This window comes from Mycobacterium sp. 852002-10029_SCH5224772 (assembly GCF_001667315.1).
Classification (GTDB): domain Bacteria; phylum Actinomycetota; class Actinomycetes; order Mycobacteriales; family Mycobacteriaceae; genus Mycobacterium.
In genome coordinates, this window is record NZ_LZHT01000009.1 from 1 (window position 1) to 19,334 (window position 19,334).

The 19,334-nt window shown below is 68.9% G+C and carries 16 protein-coding genes; 4 read left to right on the forward strand and 12 right to left on the reverse strand.

What is annotated here, in order from left to right:
- Positions 1-151: 151 nt before the first annotated feature.
- The 6 genes from A5775_RS01860 to A5775_RS01885 form a co-directional block, all read right to left on the reverse strand.
- Positions 152-3,052 (reverse strand): RND family transporter, encoded by a 2,901-nt coding sequence (locus A5775_RS01860; RefSeq protein WP_067246519.1) that lies wholly within the window; start codon positions 3,050-3,052, stop codon positions 152-154.
- Complete coding sequence (locus tag A5775_RS01865) at positions 3,049-3,495, reverse strand: MmpS family protein (RefSeq protein ID WP_197512301.1); 447 nt, start codon at positions 3,493-3,495, stop codon at positions 3,049-3,051. Before A5775_RS01865 ends, A5775_RS01860 begins: the two co-directional genes overlap by 4 nt.
- A gap of 169 nt (positions 3,496-3,664) precedes the next feature.
- Positions 3,665-4,273 (reverse strand): TetR/AcrR family transcriptional regulator, encoded by a 609-nt coding sequence (locus tag A5775_RS01870; protein WP_156660534.1) that lies wholly within the window; start codon positions 4,271-4,273, stop codon positions 3,665-3,667.
- Positions 4,274-4,307: 34 nt separating this feature from the next.
- On the reverse strand, positions 4,308-5,414 hold the full coding sequence (locus tag A5775_RS01875) for a cystathionine gamma-lyase (RefSeq protein ID WP_067246526.1): 1,107 nt from the start codon (positions 5,412-5,414) through the stop codon (positions 4,308-4,310).
- Positions 5,415-5,418: 4 nt separating this feature from the next.
- Positions 5,419-7,500 (reverse strand): NAD-dependent DNA ligase LigA, encoded by a 2,082-nt coding sequence (ligA, locus tag A5775_RS01880; RefSeq protein ID WP_067246528.1) that lies wholly within the window; start codon positions 7,498-7,500, stop codon positions 5,419-5,421.
- A 46-nt stretch (positions 7,501-7,546) separates the two neighbouring features.
- Positions 7,547-8,563, reverse strand: a complete 1,017-nt coding sequence (locus A5775_RS01885; protein ID WP_067246531.1) for a methionine synthase — start codon at positions 8,561-8,563, stop codon at positions 7,547-7,549.
- Between the two features lie 98 nt (positions 8,564-8,661).
- Between A5775_RS01885 and A5775_RS01890 the strand changes: the two genes are divergently transcribed.
- A complete protein-coding gene (locus tag A5775_RS01890; RefSeq protein ID WP_067246536.1) occupies positions 8,662-9,306 on the forward strand; it encodes a sensor domain-containing protein in 645 nt (214 codons plus the stop codon).
- Between the two features lie 7 nt (positions 9,307-9,313).
- Here the strand turns inward: A5775_RS01890 and mnmA are convergent, their stop codons facing one another.
- The 6 genes from mnmA to A5775_RS01920 form a co-directional block, all read right to left on the reverse strand.
- Positions 9,314-10,390, reverse strand: coding sequence for a tRNA 2-thiouridine(34) synthase MnmA (gene mnmA, locus A5775_RS01895; protein ID WP_067246541.1), 1,077 nt, complete (start codon positions 10,388-10,390; stop codon positions 9,314-9,316).
- Positions 10,391-11,569 (reverse strand): cysteine desulfurase family protein, encoded by a 1,179-nt coding sequence (locus A5775_RS01900; protein WP_067246544.1) that lies wholly within the window; start codon positions 11,567-11,569, stop codon positions 10,391-10,393.
- A 33-nt stretch (positions 11,570-11,602) separates the two neighbouring features.
- Positions 11,603-12,508 carry a 1-acyl-sn-glycerol-3-phosphate acyltransferase gene (locus tag A5775_RS01905; RefSeq protein ID WP_067246547.1) on the reverse strand — a complete coding sequence of 302 codons (906 nt, stop codon included), beginning with the start codon at positions 12,506-12,508 and terminating at the stop codon, positions 11,603-11,605.
- Positions 12,505-13,377 (reverse strand): GNAT family N-acetyltransferase, encoded by an 873-nt coding sequence (locus A5775_RS01910; protein WP_067246550.1) that lies wholly within the window; start codon positions 13,375-13,377, stop codon positions 12,505-12,507. The genes A5775_RS01905 and A5775_RS01910 overlap by 4 nt, the downstream gene beginning before the upstream one ends.
- Before the next feature lie 245 nt (positions 13,378-13,622).
- Positions 13,623-14,579 (reverse strand): electron transfer flavoprotein subunit alpha/FixB family protein, encoded by a 957-nt coding sequence (locus A5775_RS01915; RefSeq protein WP_067246553.1) that lies wholly within the window; start codon positions 14,577-14,579, stop codon positions 13,623-13,625.
- Between the two features lie 50 nt (positions 14,580-14,629).
- Entirely contained in the window at positions 14,630-15,430 is an 801-nt protein-coding gene (locus A5775_RS01920; protein ID WP_067246558.1) for an electron transfer flavoprotein subunit beta/FixA family protein, read from the reverse strand.
- Between the two features lie 230 nt (positions 15,431-15,660).
- Between A5775_RS01920 and A5775_RS01925 the strand changes: the two genes are divergently transcribed.
- From A5775_RS01925 to A5775_RS01935, 3 genes are read left to right on the forward strand one after another with little or no spacing between them, the layout of a single operon-like run.
- Positions 15,661-16,485: a bifunctional 2-polyprenyl-6-hydroxyphenol methylase/3-demethylubiquinol 3-O-methyltransferase UbiG gene (locus A5775_RS01925; protein WP_067246562.1), complete on the forward strand. Its 825-nt coding sequence runs from the start codon at positions 15,661-15,663 to the stop codon at positions 16,483-16,485.
- Positions 16,482-18,062, forward strand: coding sequence for a glycoside hydrolase family 57 protein (locus tag A5775_RS01930; protein WP_067246565.1), 1,581 nt, complete (start codon positions 16,482-16,484; stop codon positions 18,060-18,062). The genes A5775_RS01925 and A5775_RS01930 overlap by 4 nt, the downstream gene beginning before the upstream one ends.
- A 13-nt stretch (positions 18,063-18,075) precedes the next feature.
- On the forward strand, positions 18,076-19,332 hold the full coding sequence (locus A5775_RS01935; RefSeq protein ID WP_067247194.1) for a glycosyltransferase family 4 protein: 1,257 nt from the start codon (positions 18,076-18,078) through the stop codon (positions 19,330-19,332).
- The last annotated feature ends 2 nt before the right edge of the window (positions 19,333-19,334 follow it).

Sequence of the window (19,334 nt, forward strand, 5' to 3'; positions counted from 1 at the left end):
ACTCACCACCACAGCGCCAACAGATCCGATCGAAGACATGACGCCATCATCGCAGCCACCACCGACAAAACCCGGCCGCCCGAACCCCCGCTTTCCGCATGTATCACCGAATCGGCGATTCGTACGGTGGGCGCGGCCCGGGGGAACCGCTTCAGCGAGCTTCTGACGACATCGCCACCGGATCGTCGTCGTCCCACAGCAGCAGCTGACGAACCGCCGGACGCGAACCGTAGGGTCGTAGCATCGTGCTGGCCGGACGGGGTCGCACCCGCTGCGGCCACCAGAACCAGCGCCCGAGAAGCGTTGCGACAGAAGGCGTCATGAACGACCGCACAATCAGCGTGTCGAACAGCAAGCCCAGGCCGATGGTGGTGCCGATCTGGCCGAGAACCTGAAAGCCGCTGAAGACGAACGCGCACATAGTGATGGCGAACACCAGTCCGGCGGAGGTGACCACCGAGCCGGAGCCGGCCATCGCGCGGATGACGCCGGTCTTCAGGCCCGCATGGATTTCTTCCTTGAATCGCGAGATCAGCAGCAGGTTGTAGTCCGATCCCACTGCGAGCAACAGGATTACCGCCAGCGCGAGCACCACCCAATACAACTGGATGCCGAACAGGTACTGCCAAACCAGAACCGAGATCCCGAACGAGGCGCCCAGCGAGAGCGCGACGGTGCCCACGATGACGAGCGCAGCGATCAGGCTGCGGGTGATGATCATCATGATCAGCAGGATCAGGCTCAGCGCGGCGAAGGCGACGATCATCAGGTCGTACTTGGCCCCGTCCTGAATGTCCTTGTATGTCGCCGCCGTCCCGCCGAGATAGATCTGCGCGCCGGCCATGGGCGTGCCCTTCAACGCCTCGTGCGCGGCCTTGGCGATCGGATCGATATGCGAAATGCCTTGGGGCGTTGCGGGATCGCCCTCATGCGTGACGATCATGCGGGCGGCCTTGCCGTCGGGCGAGAGGAACAACTTCAGCCCCCGCTTGAAGTCGGGGTTGTTGAAGACCTCGGGCGGCAGGTAGAAGGTGTCGTCGTTCTTGGCGGCGTCGAAGGCCTGCCCCAGCGCCGTGGCGTTCTCGATGGCGGCCGCGGTCTGCGCGTAGATGCCGGACAGCGTGGCGTAATTGGTCAGGGTGAGATCGCGATTGGTTTCCTGGCTTTGGATCTGGGGCGGTATCAACGCCACCAGCTTCGGTTGTAGCGCATCCAGTTTGTCCAGCGTCGCGACGAGATCTTGAAATTTTTCACTGAGCTGGTCGGTGGCGTCGAGGGCCTCGAACGTGGAGCGCATCGCGAAGCAGGCGGGGATGTCGTAGCAGTGCTTTTCCCAATAGAAGTAGCTGCGAATCGGGCGCAGGAAGTCGTCGAGGTTCGCGAGTTTGTCGCGCAGCTCATTGATCGTGACGATCGTGTCGTGAAAGCTTTGGGTCTCGCTGTGTGTGGCATCGGCGAGCTGCTGCTGCAGGACGTACTGCTGCTTCAGGATGTTGATCGTCTTCGACAGTTCGTTCGCCTGCTTGAGGGCGTCGTCGGCCCGATCTCGTTGGTAGGTCAGGTTTTGCTGCTGGGCGGCGCTCTGATTGCTCACCACAAACGCCAGCGAGCTGTGGACCAGCGGGGTCCCCAAGGGTCGGGTGATGGTCTGCACCTGGGCGACGCCGGGCACGTGGAACACCGCCTTGGCCACCTTGTCCAGGATCAGCATGCTCGCGGGGTTGCGCATGTCGTGATCCGTTTCGACCATGAGTAATTCGGGCTCCAGCCGGGCGCGCGAGAAGTGCCGCTCGGCGGCCGTGTACCCGATGTTGGCCGGCGCGCTGGCCGGCATGTACGGGCGGGTGTCGTAACTGGTCTTGTATCCGGGCAGCGCGAGCAAACCCACCAGGGCCAGCACACACGCCGCCGCGAGGACGGCGCCGGGCCAGCGGACGATGGCCGTGCCGATCCGCCGCCACCCGCGCGTTCGCATCGCGCGCTTGGGGTCGAAGATGCCCACCTTGGCGCCCAGGGTGAGGATGGCCGGACCCAGGGTGAGCGCGGCGAACAGCGCGACGAGGATGCCCAACGCGGCCGGGATGCCCAAACTTTGGAAGTAGGGCAGCCGGGTGAACCCTAGGCAGGCCACCGCGCCGGCGACGGTGAGCCCCGAACCCAACACGATGTGGGTCGTGCCGTGATACATGGTGTAGAACGCCTTTTCGCGATCCTCACCGGTTGTGCGGGCTTCCTGGTAGCGACCCACGAAAAATATCGCGTAGTCGGTGCCCGCGGCGATCACCAGCAGCGTCAACAGATTCGTCGCGTAGGTCGACAGCCCGATGACCCCGGCATTGCCCAGGAACGCGACAAGCCCTCGCGCAGCCGACATTTCGATCAGCACCGTCGCGAGCACCAGCAGGGTGGTGAGGACCGATCGGTAGACGAAGAACAGCATCACCGCGATGACCCCGACGGTTATCCCGGTGACCTTTGCGGTCCCCTTGCTGCCGACGTCGAACTGATCGGAGATCAGCGGGGCCGCGCCGGTGACGTATGCCTTGACCCCCGGCGGCGCTTGCGTGTGCTCGACGATGTCGCGCACGGCGCCGACGGCCTCGTTGGCCAGCGCCGAGCCTTGATTGCCCGCGAGAAACAGCTGCACGTAGGCGGCCTTGCCGTCGCTACTCTGCGATCCCGCGGCGGTCAGCGTGTCGCCCCAGAAGTCCTGAACGTGCTCGACGTGCTTGCGGTCCCGCTCGAGCTTGCGGATCATCTCGTCGTAAAAGCGGTGCGCATCGGCGCCGAGCGGCCTGTCGCCTTCCAGCACGACCATCGCTGAGCTGTCGGTGTCGAACTCGTGGAACTTTTCCCCGATGCGCTTGATCGCCTTGAGCGCCGGCGCATCTGGCGAATTCAGCGCCACGTTGTGCACTTTTCCGACGTCTTCCAGTTGCGGCACCGCGATGTTCGTGAGGGCGGCCAGACCCACCCAGAACAGCAGAATCGGCAGCGCGAGCCGGCGGATGGTGCGCGCCGCGAAGGACTGCGGCCGTTGATCGTTGCTCATCCAGATTTATCCAGACAGAAGGTGTAGGCGTCGACTTTGTTAACCGTGCGTTGGTCTTTCACTTCACCGTTGACGGTGATGCGGCAGCCCAGGGTGTCCCCGTTGCCCTGCGCCACGACGTTGCCGATGACCGCGGGCTCGGTGGTGGTGATGGTGAACGACCACGGCAACGGGGCGTCTTTGACCTGCTGCGGCTGGGCGTTGACATCCAGGTAGTTGATGGTCGCCACCGCACCCGGCGCGCCGAAGACCTCGAGGACCACCTGCTTGGGGTTGAACGGGACGATCTCGCCTGCCAATCCGCTGCTGGCCGATGTGTTGGTGTGCGATCCGAAAATTCCGTGCAGCCGGTAGATGCCGAAACCCGCCAGCGCGACGACGAGCACGGTGACGATCACCATCCAACCGCGCTTGACCAGCGTTGCGATCGAAAAGCCTTTCACCCGTTAGCCTTTCGAATATCGGGCGACAGGTTCGCGCCCAAACCGAGCGCGGCTGCCAGCGTTATAAGCGTGATCGACAGCTATGACAGTACGGTACGGGACCGTACTGTACAAGAGACGCGAGCGTACATATTTCCCGACGGCGGGATATCTCGAAATGCCGGCGTCGTTATCCGCCGCTCCTGGTCAGGCCGGGGATGAGGAACCCGTCGACGAACTCCTGCACGGTGCGCCGGTTGGGCGGCCGACTCGGGACGATCGACCGGAAGATGAGGTAGCCGGGCAACAGGTCCCAGAGTTCGTCGCTGATGACGTCTTCGGCGATCTCGCCCCGATCGACGGCCTGGCGCAGCACGTGCTGGATCATTGCTTTGCGCTGGTCGAGGAATTGATGCTGCAGGGCTTCGTTGAGCGCGGGGTGGCGCGACACCTCGACCATGACCGCCCGGATGGTGCTGGCGTGCTGCCCGCACTCCAGGCTGATGGTCTCCCCCAGGCTCAGCAGGTCGCCGCGCAACGTCCCCGTGTTCGGCGGGACGGCGACCTGGCGGACACCCTCGATGAAGGCGGCCAACACCAGTTCGGCTTTGGACGGCCACCGCCGGTACACCGTGGCCTTGCTGGCGCGGGCGGCGTTGGCCACCGCGTCCACCGTCAGCTGGTCATAGCCGTGTTCCTGCAGCAACCGCAGGGTCACCGCCAGGATTTCGGCCTCGCGCGGCGACCACGGCGATGCCTGTTCGCACTCCTCGGCCGTCTGGGTCATAGAGCCCACGATAGAGCCGCCCGGGGCGTGCGGCGTGGGTATGTCCTTATCGGCAGGTCATGAGCGCACGTTCGATGTCGGCGACAAGGTCGTCGGTGTCCTCGATGCCCAGCGAGACGCGCGCGACTCCGTCGGCCACCGGATCGCCCCAGCGGGCCCGCCGGTCCACCGACGTGTGCAGGCCGCCGAAGCTGGTGGTGGCGACGAGCAGCTCGCTGGCGTCGACGAGTGCGAGCACCGCGGCGGCGTCGGCCAGTTCGACCGAGAGCAGGCCCCCGAATCGGCGCATCTGCGCCATGGCCACGGGATGCGCCGGGTCCTGCGGCAACCCGGGGTAGCGCACCGCGCGTACCGCCGGGTGGCGGGTCAGCATCGTCGCCACCGCCCGGGCGTTCTGGCATTGGCGCTCGAATCGCAGTCCGGCAGTTTGCAGGCTGCGCAACAGAAGCCATGCCTCGAACCCGCCCAGGATCGCGCCGGCGAGCAGTCGCTGGCGCTCCGCGGCGGCGAGCAACTCCGGCTGGTTGGTTGCGACGTAGCCGGCCAGCAGGTCGCTGTGGCCGGACAGGGACTTGGTGGCGCTGGCCACCACCGCGTCGGCGCCCAACGACAGCGGCTGCTGACCCAACGGCGTGGCGGCGGTGTTGTCGACGACCAGGCGTGCGCCGCGACCGTGACAGAGGGTGGCCAGCCGGTGCAGATCGACCACATCCAGCGCGGGATTGGTGGGGGTCTCGGCCAGCACCACGTCGGCCCCCGACGCGGCGTCGTAGATCTGCGAACTCGACGCCTCGATGACCCTCACCCCCGCGGTCGCCAGGTCTTCGGTGGCGTGGCGGCGCACTTGGTAATAGCCGTCGGACGGCACCACCAACGTCGACCCGGGCGGCGCCAGCACCCGCAGCACCGCGCTGATGGCCGCCATCCCCGAGCCGAACACCAAAGCGCCTGCCGCCGCCTCCAGCTCGGCGAGCGCCGACTCCAGTTGGCGCCAGGTCGGATTGGAGCTGCGGCCGTAGCTGTCCAAGGTTTCGTCGGCCGACAGATGATACGTGGCGGCGAGCACCGCCTGCGGCGCGACCGGTTGGCCCGAAACCGGTTGAGAATTCACGGCTTTGAGGCTGCGGGTGGAATCACCGTACCGACCGGTCATCGGCTCATCCCGGCGGCGTTTCCGGCGGGCCGTCGGCCAGCAGCTGCCGGAATCCGTCCTCGTCGAGCACCGGCACCCCCAGCTCGACGGCCTTGTCGTACTTCGAGCCCGGCGAATCCCCGGCCACCACGTAGTCGGTCTTCTTCGACACCGACCCGGCGGCCTTGCCCCCGCGCGCCAGGATCGCCTCCTTGGCGTCGTCGCGCGAAAAGCCGGCGAGCGAACCGGTGACCACGACCGTCAGCCCCTCCAGCGTGCGCGGCACGCTGGAGTCGCGCTCGTCGGCCATCCGCACCCCGGCGTCGCGCCACTTGTCGACAATCGCGCGGTGCCAGTCGACGGTGAACCATTCGGTGAGCGCCGCGGCGATCGTCGGGCCCACCCCCTCGACCGCGGCCAGCCGTTCGGTCGAGGCCGACATGATCGCGTCCAGATCACCGAACTCGGTCGCCAGGGCGCGCGCCGCCGTCGGCCCGACGTGCCGGATCGACAACGCCACCAAAACCCGCCACAGCGCCACCTTTTTGGCCTTGTCCAGGTTGTCGAGCAGGCGTTTGCCGTTGGCGGACAAGGCGCCCGCCTTCGTCCGGAAAAGCTCGGTGCGCAACAGGTCGTCCTCGGTGAGGGTGAACAGGTCACCCTCGTCGGCGATCACGTGCGCCTTGAGCAGCGCGATGGCGGCCTCATAGCCGAGCCCCTCGATGTCGAACGCCCCGCGACCCGCGACGTGGAACACGCGCTCCCGCAGCTGCGCAGGGCAGGCCCGGGCGTTGGGGCAGCGGATGTCGGCGTCACCCTCCTTGGCGGGCGCCAGCGTGGTGCCACATTCGGGACACGTTGTGGGCATGACGAATTCGCGTTCGGAGCCGTCGCGTAGGTCGACGACCGGGCCCAGCACCTCCGGGATCACGTCGCCGGCTTTGCGGATCATCACGGTGTCGCCGATCAGCACGCCCTTGCGCTTGACCTCGGCGGCGTTGTGCAAAGTGGCCAGCCCGACCGTCGACCCGGCCACCTTCACCGGTGTCATGAACGCAAACGGCGTGACGCGCCCGGTGCGCCCGACGTTGACGCGGATGTCGAGCAGCTTGGTCTGCGCCTCCTGGGGCGGGTACTTGTAGGCGACGGCCCAGCGCGGCGCGCGCGACGTCGTCCCGAGCCGGCGTTGCAACGCGACGTCGTCGACTTTGACCACCACACCGTCGATCTCGTGCTCGAGGTCGTAACGGTGCTCACCCCAGTAGCCGATCCGCTCCTCGACCGCCGCGAGGCCACGCACGCGCGCCGTTTGTTCCGCCACCGGCAACCCCCAGGCCTTCAGCGCGGCGTAGGCCTCGTGCTGGGTCTTCGGCGCGAAACCCTCGGTGCGGCCGATGCCGTGACAGATCATCCGCAGCTTGCGCCGGGCGGTCACGGCCGGGTTTTTCTGGCGCAGCGACCCGGCCGCGCTGTTGCGCGGATTGGCGAACGGCGCCTTGCCGTCCTCGACCAGGCTGGCGTTGAGCGCCTCGAAATCGGCGAGCAGGAAGAACACCTCGCCGCGCACCTCCAGCAGGGCCGGCGTCGGGAAGTCCTTGTCGGCCGACAGGCGTTCGGGAATGTCGTCGATGGTGCGCGCATTGAGCGTCACGTCCTCGCCGACCCGGCCGTCCCCGCGGGTCGCGGCGCGCTCCAACCGGCCTTCGCGATACACCAGCGACAGCGCCACCCCGTCGATCTTGAGTTCGCACAGGTAATGCGGTTCCTTGCCGACCTCGTTCTCGACGCGATTGCTCCAGGCGGCCAGCTCGTCAGTGTCGAAGACGTCGTCGAGGCTCAGCATCCGTTCCAGGTGCTGCGCCTCGCCGAACTCGGTGGCAAAACCCGCCCCACCGACCAGCTGCGTCGGCGAATCGGCGACCCTGAGCTCCGGGTGACGCTCCTCCAGCGCGAGGAGCTCGTTGAACATCGTGTCGAATTCCGCGTCCGAGATGATCGGCGCGTCCTTGATGTAGTAGCGGAACTGGTGCTCACGGACCGTTTCGGCCAGGTTCTGCCACTGCCGCCGAACCTCGGGCGCCACCGAATCAGCTTCTGCAGAGCTCACCTTGGCAGGCTATCCGAGGACACCGACGCAAGACCCGATCGGTTGCCTATTCGATGGCGTCGGGATCCTCGGCGAACATCTGGGCCGCCGTGCGGGCGAGCTCGATCGCGCTGCGGGCCCACTCGGGCGTGGCGCCGGCCAGACCGCAGGCCGGGGTGACGCCGATGCGTTCGCGCAGCGCCGAGCGGGTGAAGCCGAGGCGATCGGTCACCGCGACCACCGCGGCGGCGACCTCCTCCGCCGACGGCGGCCGTGGCGGGCTCGTGGCGGGGACGACGCCCACCATGACGGTGCGGTCCGACTCGACGAACGCGGCGATACCGTCGAGATCCGCCGCGCTCAACGTGCCGGCATCCACCGATATCGCGTTGAACATGCTGCGCTGCAACAGTTCCCACGGCACACCGGGCGCGCAGCAGTGCAGCAGCACTTCGCCGCCCACCGTTTGGGCGCAGGTGTCGAGCAGGCTGGCAGCCACCGCCTCGTCGAGCGGCGCGACCGGGTTGAGCGCGGTCACCCCTGGCAGCCCTCCCCCCAACGCTTTTGGCAGCGACGGCTCATCGAACTGGACCACCACCGGCGTCTCGAGGCGCCGGCACAGCTGCGCACGATGTGCGGCCACGCCTTCGGCCAGCGACGCCGTCAGATCGCGCAGCGCCCCGGGGTCGGTGATCGCCCGGTGCCCGTTGGCCAGCTCGATCTCGGCGGCCAGCGTGATGGGCCCCGGCGCCTGCACCTTGACCGCGCGGCCGTCATTGCGCAGGCCGGCGGCCTCCCAGGCCTCTTCCAGCGCGTCCATGTCCTCGTCGAGGAGGCTGATGGCGCGGCGGGTGACCGCGCCCGGCCGGGCGGCAAGGCGGTAGCCGCGCGGCACCGTGTCGATGGCGACGTCGACCAGCAGCGCGCCGGCCCGCCCGAGCATGTCGGCGCCCACTCCGCGGGCGGGCAGCTCGACGATGTGGGCCAGCGCGCCCGCCAATTCACCGACGACTACCGCGGCGGCCTCGCGCGCGGCGGTGCCGGGCCACGATCCGACACCGCTGGCCCCCGCGAAAACACTCACCGGCCAACCGTATTCGACCTCACCTGGACCGTTGTTGGGCGGGGGTCTGTGTGCCGGGGGGCGGCGCAGGTAGGTTCGACTCAAAGGGGTGCGAAACGGTGTCGCAGAAGGCGAAATGTGCGTGGCTACCGCTGTGGTGCGCGGCCGCGCTGTTGGCGGTCTCGTGCACTCGGGTGGTGGACGGCGCGGCGTTGGCGGGACCGGACGCGAACCGCAGGGTGGTGCAGGGCGTCAACGTCGACACGATCCTGCTGGACCAGTCGCGGATGCGCGCGATCACCGGCGCCGGCGAACACCTGACCATCATCCCGTCGATGGACGGCACCAGCCCCGTGAACATCGAGGCGCTGGCCGAGACCGCGCCGCCGGAGTGCCGGTTCATCTATGACGAGACGGCGACCTTCGGGCGCGACCTCGAGGCGTTTCACAAGACGACCTTTCAGGACCCACCCGACGGCGCGTTGATTTCGGAGGGCGCCGCGGCCTATCGCGATGCCGACACCGCACGGACCGCGTTCACCACCCTGGTGGGCACCGTCGGGGACTGCGCGGACGGCTCGGGTGGGCAGCTCTACGTCGGCGAGTGGAATGCCGACGACACGTCCCTGCACCTGCGGCCCGGTGGCTGCGGCCGCGACTACCGGATCCTGTCGGTGGCCATGCTGGAGGTCACCTTCTGCGGCTTCGCGCAATCGGTGTCCGACATCGTGATGACGAACATCGCGGCGAACGTTCCGCGTTAGCCGCCGATCAGCACGACGTTGCGGCGATGGTGGCGCTGCCGAGCACCTCGTCCCCCTCGGGGTCGGGTCGGTACAGCACCAGCGTCTGGCCCGGCGCGACACCGCGCAGCGGAACGCGCAACCGCACGATGAGTTCGTCGTCGACGAGTTCGGCTACGGCGTCGGCCGTTTCGCCGTGCGCGCGCACCTGAACCGCACACTCAACCGGGCCCGACGGGGCCACGCCCGAAGTGAATATCGCTGCCCGCCCGACCAGTTCGCGCACGTCGAGATCGGCCGCCTCCCCCACGCGCACGGTCGCGGTCTCGGCGTCGATCGCGGTGACGTAGCGGGGGCCACCGTCGGGGCCCGGTCCGGCGATGCCGAGCCCTTTGCGCTGGCCGACGGTGAAACCGTGCACCCCGTCGTGCTCGGCGAGCACCGTCCCGTCCGCGTTGACCACGGCGCCCCGGCGGACCCCGATGCGGGCGCCCAGAAAGGCGCGGGTGTCGCCCGACGGGATGAAGCAAATGTCGTGACTGTCCGGCTTTTCGGCGACGGCCAGCCCGCGCCGGGCGGCTTCGGCGCGGATCTGCGACTTGGGGGTGTCACCGATCGGGAACGCCGCGTGGCGCAACTGCGCGGCGCTCAGCACCGCCAGCACGTAGGACTGGTCCTTGTCCTGGTCGACGGCGCGGCGCAGCCGCCCGCCGGAAAGCCGGGCGTAGTGGCCGGTGACCACCGTGTCGAAGCCGAGCGCAACGGCTTTCACCGACAGCGCCGAGAACTTGATCTTCTGGTTGCACACCACGCACGGATTGGGTGTTTCGCCGCGGGCATAGGACGAGACGAATTCGTCGATGACGTCCGCCTGGAACTTTTCCGCGAAATCCCAGACGTAGAACGGGATTCCGAGCACATCAGCGACCCGGCGGGCGTCCGAGGCGTCTTCCTTCGAGCAGCATCCCCGCGAACCGGTGCGCAGCGTGCCGGGCGACCTCGACAGCGCCAGGTGCACCCCTACCACGTCGTGTCCGGCGTCGACCATCCGGGCCGCGGCGACCGACGAGTCGACGCCACCGCTCATGGCAGCAAGGACTTTCATTTAGGACGCCCCCGCGGCGGCCAGCGCCGCCCGCCGCGCGCGGTCCACCGCCGCGGTCAGCACCCGCAGCACCGCGTCGATGTCGGCGTCAACACTGGTGTGCCCCAAGGAGAGCCGCAGCGATCCGCGGGCGCTGGTCGGGTCGGCACCCATGGCGATCAGCACGTGCGAGGGCTGCGCCACACCGGCGGTGCACGCCGAACCGGTCGAACACTCGATTCCGTTGGCGTCCAGGAGCATCAACAGCGCATCGCCTTCGCAACCGCGGAACGTGAAGTGCGCGTTGCCGGGGAGGCGTAGCGGGTCGCGGGCGCCGTTGAGGCTGACGTCCTCGATGCCGCCCAGCACCCCGTCAATCAGCCGATCCCGCAACGCCCGCAGCCGGGCGCTGTTGACCTCGAGCCCGTCGACCGAGATCCGGGCCGCCGCGGCCATTCCGACCGCACCGGCCACATCGGCGGTGCCCGAACGAATGTCACGTTCCTGCCCACCGCCGTGCGCCAGCGGCACGCACGCGACGTCGCGGCGCAGCAGCAGCGCGCCCACGGCCGCGGGACCGCCGAACTTGTGGGCGGTCACGCTCATCGCCGACAACCCGCTGGCGGCGAAGTCGACGGGCAGCTGCCCGACCGCCTGAATGGCGTCGCTGTGCATCGGCACGTCGAATTCTGCTGCAACGGCAGCGAGTTCGGCGGTCGGCATGACGGTGCCGACCTCGTTGTTGGCCCACATGACCGACACCAGCGCGACGTCGTCGTGGCGGGTGAGGACCTCGCGCAGCGCCGCCGCCGACACCGAGCCGTCGGCGGCGGTCGGCAGCCAGGTCACCTCGGCGCCTTCGTGCTCGACGAGCCAATTTACCGAGTCCAGCACGGCGTGGTGTTCGACCTCGCTGGTGACGATGCGGCGGTGACGCGGCTCGGCGTCACGGCGGGCCCAGTAGATGCCCTTGACCGCCAGGTTGTCGCTCTCGGTGCCGCCCGCGGTGAAGATGACCTCCGAGGGACGCGCCCCCAGCTTGTCGGCGATCAGCTCACGGGACTCCTCGATGCGGCGCCTCGCCGCCCGGCCGCTGGTGTGCAGCGAGGAGGCGTTGCCGACCGTGCCCAGCACAGCCGTCATCGCCTCGACGGCGACGGGGTGCATCGGGGTGGTGGCGGCGTGATCCAGGTAGACCATGACGCGACCCACGATACCGGCCCACCGGTGGGCTCAGGCCACCAGCACGTGCCCGTGACCAGCGCACCGGCCCTCCCCGACACCCACCGCGGACTGGCAGCGGCCGGCCAGCGCGCGCCGATCGGTCCCCGGGAGCTGCAGAGACTCGACGTACACCCGCGCCAGCGTGCGCCGCACGGCGAGCAGCCGGCGGATGGAGCCCAGCAGAGACTCGTCGCCGACGAAGGCCGGCACGGTCGAGGGGCTGCCGTCGACGTGGTGGTAGGTCAGCCGCAGGGGCTGCACCGGCCGGCCGGCGTCGATCGCGGCCTGGAACATCGCCGGATAGAACGCCCCGCGACCCCGGTGCGAGTGGCCGGATCCTCCTCCGGCCGCCGCCTCCCGGGCGGCCCCGTCGCCTGACTGCCCACACCACGTGGTGCCCTCGGGGAACACCACCACCGTCTGGCCCGCGCGCAACCGGCGGGCGACGGCGTCCACCACTTCGGGCAGCCGCCGCAAACTGGACCGCTCGATCGGGATGACCTTCAAGGTGCGGGCAACGATCCCGGTCGCCGGCCCGGTGAACATGTCGGCGCGGGCGACAAAGGATCCGGGCAACACCGAGCCGATGGCGAAGACGTCGAGCCACGACATGTGCGGGCTGACCACCAGCACGCCGTGCAGGTTGCGAATCGGGTTGCCCGACACCGTAATCCGGATGCCGAAGCAGCGCAGCACCAGCCTGCAATAGACGCGCTGCACGCGGGTACGTCCCGGCAGTGGGACCGCCAACAGGGGCAGCCCCGGCGCCAGCAGCAGCGCCAGCAGGAGGCGAAGCGCCACCCGCAGCGCCACCAACAGCGCCCGGGAGGCAACCACGTCGCCGACCCCGACGCAGCCGGCATCGCACGATGCGCGCGGTAGCCAGGGATGCCCGGCGCCGACCGGGACGTTCATCGCCGGACGCCCGCCGTCGCGGTGGTCATTGCCGCCGCGGCCGACACGGATCGGAGTCGCTTCAGGTATCGGGTGTCGGCGTGCTGTTTGCCCAGCAGGATGCAGAAGTCACCGACACCGAAATCCGGGTCGTGGGCCGGTTCCCCGCACACCTGAGCGCCCAGCCGCAGGTAGCCGCGCATCAGTGCGGGAACCGACGGCCGGGCGGGCGCTGGGATGTCGTCCAGGGCCGTCCCGTCGACCACGACCGGCCGGTGTGGCCGCACCCGGTACCGAGGCGGCGCGGCATGACGGCTCAGGATGACGTTGCGGACGCCGCGCAGCTGGCTGCCCCGGGGCTGATCGTCGGGCTCACCGCCGATGGGCACCGACACGCATCCGGTCACGTGGTCGTATCCGTACCGGTCCAGATACGCGAGGATGCCGGCCCACATCAGCAGCACGACGCCGCCGTTGCGGTGCCCGTCGCGCACCACAGCGCGCCCCATCTCCACCAGCGACGGCCGCAGCGGATCGAACGCGCGGATGTCGAACTCCGTGGCGGTGTACAGGCCGCCGGCCGCGATGGCGCCCGCCGGCGCCAGCATGCGGTAGCAGCCCACCAGCTCGCCGGTGTGGTCGTCGCGCACGAGCAGGTGGTCGCAGAACTCGTCGAACCGGTCCTCGTCGAGCCGGTCCCGTCCGTGCCCGCCGGTCGACGGCAGGGCGAAGCCCGGCGTGCTGGCGAACACGTCGTAGCGGAGTCGCTGCGCCGCCTCGATCATGCCGGGATCGGTGGACAGCAACAGGGAGTAGCGCGGCGCCGCCGGCGGGCCGATCACCGCACCGCGGGGTTTGTCGCTGGGGATGAGGACACAACCAATGCTCATGGGACCCAACGTGGCGTAGCCGATGAGCTGGTCGGCATCGACGCTGTGACGTGTCGGTGCACGTCAGATGACGAAATGAGACCGACCCACCTGGGCGAGGGCTAGCCCACGACATCCCATCCGTCACTCGAGTCACTGGAAGCTGGGAGAGGAATTTGTGGGAGCTTTGTGACGCATGGGATTGCGGGAGACAGAAGAAAGCCCCCGGCACACCGCGGCGCCGGGGGCTCTCGAGGCCGAGAAACTCAGCCCTTGCGTGCCTTGATCGCGTCGGTCAACTGCGGAGCGACCTTGAACAGGTCGCCCACCACGCCGTAGTCGGCGATCTCGAAGATGGGTGCCTCTTCGTCCTTGTTGACCGCGACGATGGTCTTGGAGGTCTGCATCCCCGCGCGGTGCTGGATGGCACCGGAGATGCCCAGCGCGATGTAGAGCTGCGGCGAGACCGTCTTACCCGTCTGGCCCACCTGGAACTGGCCCGGGTAGTAGCCGGAGTCCACGGCGGCGCGCGACGCGCCGACGGCCGCACCCAGCGAGTCGGCCAGCGCCTCGACCACGGAGAAGTTCTCCGCGCTGCCCACGCCGCGACCACCGGACACCACGATGGTGGCCTCGGACAACTCCGGGCGGTCACCGGCGACCGCGGGCTCGCGGGCGGTGATCTTGGTGGCGTTCTCGCCGGGGGCCGGGACCTCGACGGTGACCTGCTCGCCCGCACCGGCCGACGGCTCGGCGTCGACGGCGCCGGCCCGCAGGGTGATCACCGCGGTGTCGCCGTTCGCTTGGGCCTCGACGGTGAACGCGCCACCGAAGATGGAGTGGATCGCCTTGGGGCCCTCCTTGACCTCGACGACGTCGACCAGCAGACCCGATCCGATCCGGGCCGCCAGGCGACCGGCGATTTCCTTGCCGTCGGCGTTGGCCGACAGCAGCACCGCGGCCGGGGCGTTCGACTCGGCCAGCGCGGCCAGCACGTCGACCACGGGGGTGACCAGAAACTTGTCCACGTCGTCAGACTCGGCGACGTAGATCTTGGCGGCGCCGGCCTCCTTCAGACCGTCCGCCAGCGGGGCGGCCGTGCCCGGCGCCCCGACCACGACGGCGGAGGGCTCGCCCAGCGCGCGGGCGGCGGTGATCAATTCGGAGGTGACCTTCTTCAGCGCACCTTCGGCGTGCTCCACGAGCACCAGTACTTCAGCCATGGGTTATATCGCTCTTCTCGTCTCTCGAATGGTCAGGTTGGGGTGCTCGACTAGATGATCTTCTGGCCGACCAGGTACTGGGCGACCTGGTTGCCGCCCTCGCCCTCGTCGGTGACCTTCTCACCCGCGGTCTTCGGCGGCTTCGGCGTCGACGACAGCACGGTGGATCCGGCGTTGGCCAGCCCGACCTCGTCGCTCTCGACCCCGATCTCGGCCAAGGTCAGCACCGTGACCTCTTTCTTCTTGGCGGCCATGATGCCCTTGAACGACGGGAAGCGCGGCTCGTTGATCTTCTCCGTGACGCTGACGACGGCAGGCAGCGTGGCCTCCAGGCTGAAGACGCCGTCGTCGGTCTCGCGCTCGCCGGTGACCTTGCCGACCTCGAGGGACAGCTTGCGCAGGTGGGTGAGCTGCGGCAGGCCCAAGTACTCGGCGATGATGGCCGGCACCGCCCCGCCGGTCCCGTCGGTGGCCTCGTTACCGGCGATCACCAGCTCGGTGCCCTCGATGGTGCCCAGCGCGCGGGCCAGCGCCCACCCGGTCTGCACCACGTCGGAACCGTGCAGGCCGTCGTCCTTGAGGTGGACGGCCTTGTCGGCGCCCATCGACAGGGCCTTGCGGATCGCTTCGGTGGCACGCTCGGGACCCGCGGTCAGCACGGTGACCGATCCCTCGACGCCGTCGGCGGCTTCCTTCTCCCGGATCTGCAGGGCCTCTTCCACCGCGCGCTCGTTGATCTCATCCAGCACCGCGTCGGCAGCCTCGCGGTCCAGCGTGTAATCGCCGTCTGTCAGCTTGCGCTCCGACCAGGTGTCTGGGACCTGCTTAATCAGGACCACGATGTTCGTCATGAGTGTGGTTCGTCCTCCTCGAAGGGGTCCGCAGCGATCGACTGCGAGACCTCGGTACGCGTTTTTTCGCAACGCACGGCCGTGTTACTGCTCGGTAACTTTGTGCGGTATGCCTTCACACCATAGCGGGTGGTACTGCGCGTTCTCGCGGCGCGCCTCCCCCTGCGCGCGGGGGGCTACCCACTTTCGTGGTTCGCGAATCCGACACTTCGCGTTAGCCTGCCTATGCAATGAGCGCACCGGTCCCCGACGTTCCCCCGCACACCCCCGGCGATACCGCGCCGGCGGGTGACACGGTGTTGATGCTGACGGGCGAGCGCACCATCCCGGACCTGGACATCGAAAACTACTGGTTTCGCCGCCACGAGGTCGTCTACCAGCGGCTCGCCGAGCACTGCGTGGGCGCCGACGTGCTCGAGGCGGGCTGCGGCGAGGGATACGGCGCCGATCTGATCGCCGGCGTCGCGCGCCGCGTCATCGCGGTGGACTACGACGAGTCCGCCGTGGCCCACGTCCGCGGCCGCTACCCCCGGGTGGACGTCATGCAGGCGAACCTCGCGCACCTGCCGCTGCCCGATTCGTCGGTCGATATTGTGGTCAACTTCCAGGTGATCGAGCATCTGTGGGACCAAACACAATTCGTCGTCGAGTGCGCGCGGGTGCTGCGGCCGGCGGGGCTGCTGATGATGTCCACGCCCAACCGGATCACGTTCTCACCCGGCCGCGACACCCCGATCAACCCGTTCCACACCCGCGAACTCAACGCCGCCGAGCTGGCCGAGCTGCTCGTCGGCGGGGGTTTTTCCAACGTGTCGATCAGCGGCTTGTTCCACGGTCCGCGGCTGCGCGAGATGGACGCCCGCCACGGCGGCTCGATCATCGACGCGCAGATCGCGCGCGCGGTCGCTGATGCGCCGTGGCCGCCCGACCTGGCGGCCGACGTCGCCGCGGTCACCACCGACGACTTCGACCTGATAGAGAGCGGAGCCGGCGCGGCGACGGGCCAGCACATCGACGACAGCCTCGATCTGATCGCGATCGCGGTAGCGCCGTGAACTCGACGCAAGACCGGGTCCCCGGCCTCTTCACCCTGGTTTTGCACACCCACCTCCCGTGGCTGGCCCACCACGGCCGCTGGCCGGTCGGCGAGGAATGGCTGTATCAATCCTGGGCGGCGGCCTACCTGCCGCTGATGCGAGTGCTGAACACGTTGGCCGGCGAAAACCGCCGGGGGCTGCTCACGCTCGGCGTCACGCCGGTGGTGAACGCGCAACTCGACGACCCGTATTGCCTTGGCGGCATGCATCATTGGCTGGCGAACTGGCGGCTGCGCGCCGCCGAGGCGGCCAGTGTGCGATCGGCCCCGCGATCGAAATCGGCCGGCTATCAGTCATGCACACCGGAAGCGTTGCGCGCCTTGGGGGTTCGCGAGTCGGCTGAGGCGCAGCGGGCACTCGACGACTTCGCCACCCTGTGGCGGCACGGCGGCAGCCCGATGCTGCGTAGCCTGCTCGACGCCGGCACGGTGGAGCTGCTCGGCGGACCGCTGGCCCATCCGTTCCAACCGTTGCTCGCCCCCCGGTTGCGCGAGTTCGCCCTGCGCGAGGGTCTGGCCGACGCGCATCAGCGGCTGGCGCACCACCCGACCGGCATCTGGGCGCCGGAGTGCGCCTATGCGCCCGGGCTGGAACACGACTACTCCGCCGCCGGAGTCACGCATTTCATGGTCGACGGCCCGTCGCTGCACGGCGACACCGCGCTGGGCAGGCCCGTCGGCGACAGCGACGTGGTGGCGTTCGGGCGCGACCTGCAGGTCAGTTACCGGGTGTGGTCACCGAAGTCCGGCTACCCCGGGCATGCCGCGTATCGCGATTTCCACACCTACGACCACCTCACCGGCCTCAAACCGGCCAGGGTCACCGGCCGCAACGTGTCCTCGGACGGCAAGGCGCCGTATGACCCCGAGCGGGCCGATCACATGGTCGACATCCACGTCGCCGACTTCGTCGACACGGTCCGCCACCGCCTGACGAGCGAGTCCGCGCGCATCGGGCGGCCCGCTCACGTGGTCGCCGCCTTCGACACCGAGCTGTTCGGCCACTGGTGGTACGAGGGCCCGACGTGGCTGGAGCGGGTGCTGCGCGCCTTGCCCGACGCCGGCGTGCGGGTGGGCACCCTGAACGACGCGATCGCCGACGGCTTCGTCGGTAGCCCGGTGGCCCTGCCGCCCAGCTCGTGGGGCTCGGGCAAGGACTGGCAGGTGTGGGCCGGCGACCAGGTCGCCGATCTGGTGCAGCTCAACAACGAAGTGGTCGACACCGCGCTGAGCACCGTCGACAAGGCATTGTCCCAAACCGCGACGCTGGACGGGCCGATCCCCCGCGACCACGTCGCCGATCAGATCCTGCGCGAAACGTTGCTCACCGTCTCCAGCGACTGGCCGTTCATGGTGAGCAAGGATTCCGCCGCCGACTACGCCCGCTACCGCGCCCACCTGCACGCGCACGCCACCCGGGAAATCGCGGGGGCGTTGGCCTCCGGGCGCCGCGACACCGCGCAGCGGCTGGCCCGGGGTTGGAACCGCGCCGACGGACTCTTCGGCGCCCTCGATGCGCGCAGGCTGCCCCGATGAGGTGGACCGCGAAGTGAAAATCCTGATGGTGTCGTGGGAATACCCGCCGGTGGTCATCGGCGGGCTCGGCCGGCACGTCCATCACCTGTCCACCGCGCTGGCCGCCGCCGGCCACGACGTCGTGGTGCTGTCGCGCCGACCCACCGGAACCGATCCCCGCAGCCACCCGTCCTCCGACCAGATCAGCGAGGGCGTTCGCGTGATCGCGGCCGCCCAGGATCCGCACGAATTCACCTTCGGCACCGACATGATGGCCTGGACGCTCGCCATGGGGCATTCGATGATCCGCGCCGGGCTGCCTCCAATGCTGCAGGAGCAGAAACCGGGCAGCACGCACGTGTGGCGTCCCGACGTCGTGCACGCCCACGACTGGCTGGTGGCCCACCCGGCGATAGCGTTGGCCCAATTCTATGACGTGCCAATGGTTTCCACGATCCACGCGACCGAAGCCGGCCGGCATTCCGGCTGGGTCAGCGGTGCGCTCAGCCGTCAGGTGCACGCGGTGGAGTCATGGCTGGTGCGCGAATCCGATTCGTTGATCACCTGTTCGGGGTCGATGGCCGACGAGATCACCGAACTGTTCGGACCCGGGCTGGCCGAGATCACCGTGATCCGCAACGGCATCGAGACGGCGCGATGGCCGTTCGCCGAGCGCCGGCCGCGCTCGGGCCCGACCGAACTGCTCTACCTGGGGCGGCTCGAGTACGAGAAGGGCGTTCACGACGCCATCGCCGCCCTGCCGCGAATCAGGCGCACCCACCCGGGCACCACATTGACCATCGCCGGCGAGGGCACCCAGCAGGACTGGCTCACCGGGCAAGCCCGCAAACACCGGGTGCTCAAGGCAATTCGGTTCGTCGGGCACCTCGAACACGCCGAGCTGTTGGCCGTGCTGCATCGCGCCGACGCCGCGGTGTTGCCCAGTCACTACGAGCCGTTCGGCATCGTTGCCCTGGAGGCGGCCGCGGCCGGCACCCCGTTGGTGACGTCGAACATCGGCGGTCTGGGCGAGGCGGTGATCGACGGACAGACCGGCGTCTCGTGTCCGCCCCGCGACGTGGCCCGGCTGGCCGCGGCGATCCGCACCGTGCTTGACGATCCCCACGCCGCCCAACAACGCGCGCACGCCGCCCGCGAACGGCTCACGTCGGACTTCGATTGGCATACGGTGGCCGACAAGACCGCGCAGGTGTATCTGTCTGCCAAGCGCGGCGAGCGGCAGCCGCAGGCGCGGCTGCCCATCGTCGAACACGCCTTGCCGGACCGGTAGCG

What these genes read in the sequence shown, in the direction of transcription:
- A5775_RS01860 (WP_067246519.1), bottom strand. Translation starts at nt 3,052, where the DNA reads ATGAGCAACGATCAACGGCCGCAGTCCTTCGCGGCGCGCACCATCCGC.
- A5775_RS01875 (WP_067246526.1), bottom strand. Translation starts at nt 5,414, where the DNA reads ATGACCGGTCGGTACGGTGATTCCACCCGCAGCCTCAAAGCCGTGAAT.
- mnmA (WP_067246541.1), bottom strand. Translation starts at nt 10,390, where the DNA reads ATGAAAGTCCTTGCTGCCATGAGCGGTGGCGTCGACTCGTCGGTCGCC.
- A5775_RS01900 (WP_067246544.1), bottom strand. Translation starts at nt 11,569, where the DNA reads ATGGTCTACCTGGATCACGCCGCCACCACCCCGATGCACCCCGTCGCC.
- A5775_RS01905 (WP_067246547.1), bottom strand. Translation starts at nt 12,508, where the DNA reads ATGAACGTCCCGGTCGGCGCCGGGCATCCCTGGCTACCGCGCGCATCG.
- A5775_RS01910 (WP_067246550.1), bottom strand. Translation starts at nt 13,377, where the DNA reads ATGAGCATTGGTTGTGTCCTCATCCCCAGCGACAAACCCCGCGGTGCG.
- A5775_RS01915 (WP_067246553.1), bottom strand. Translation starts at nt 14,579, where the DNA reads ATGGCTGAAGTACTGGTGCTCGTGGAGCACGCCGAAGGTGCGCTGAAG.
- A5775_RS01920 (WP_067246558.1), bottom strand. Translation starts at nt 15,430, where the DNA reads ATGACGAACATCGTGGTCCTGATTAAGCAGGTCCCAGACACCTGGTCG.
- A5775_RS01925 (WP_067246562.1), top strand. Translation starts at nt 15,661, where the DNA reads ATGAGCGCACCGGTCCCCGACGTTCCCCCGCACACCCCCGGCGATACC.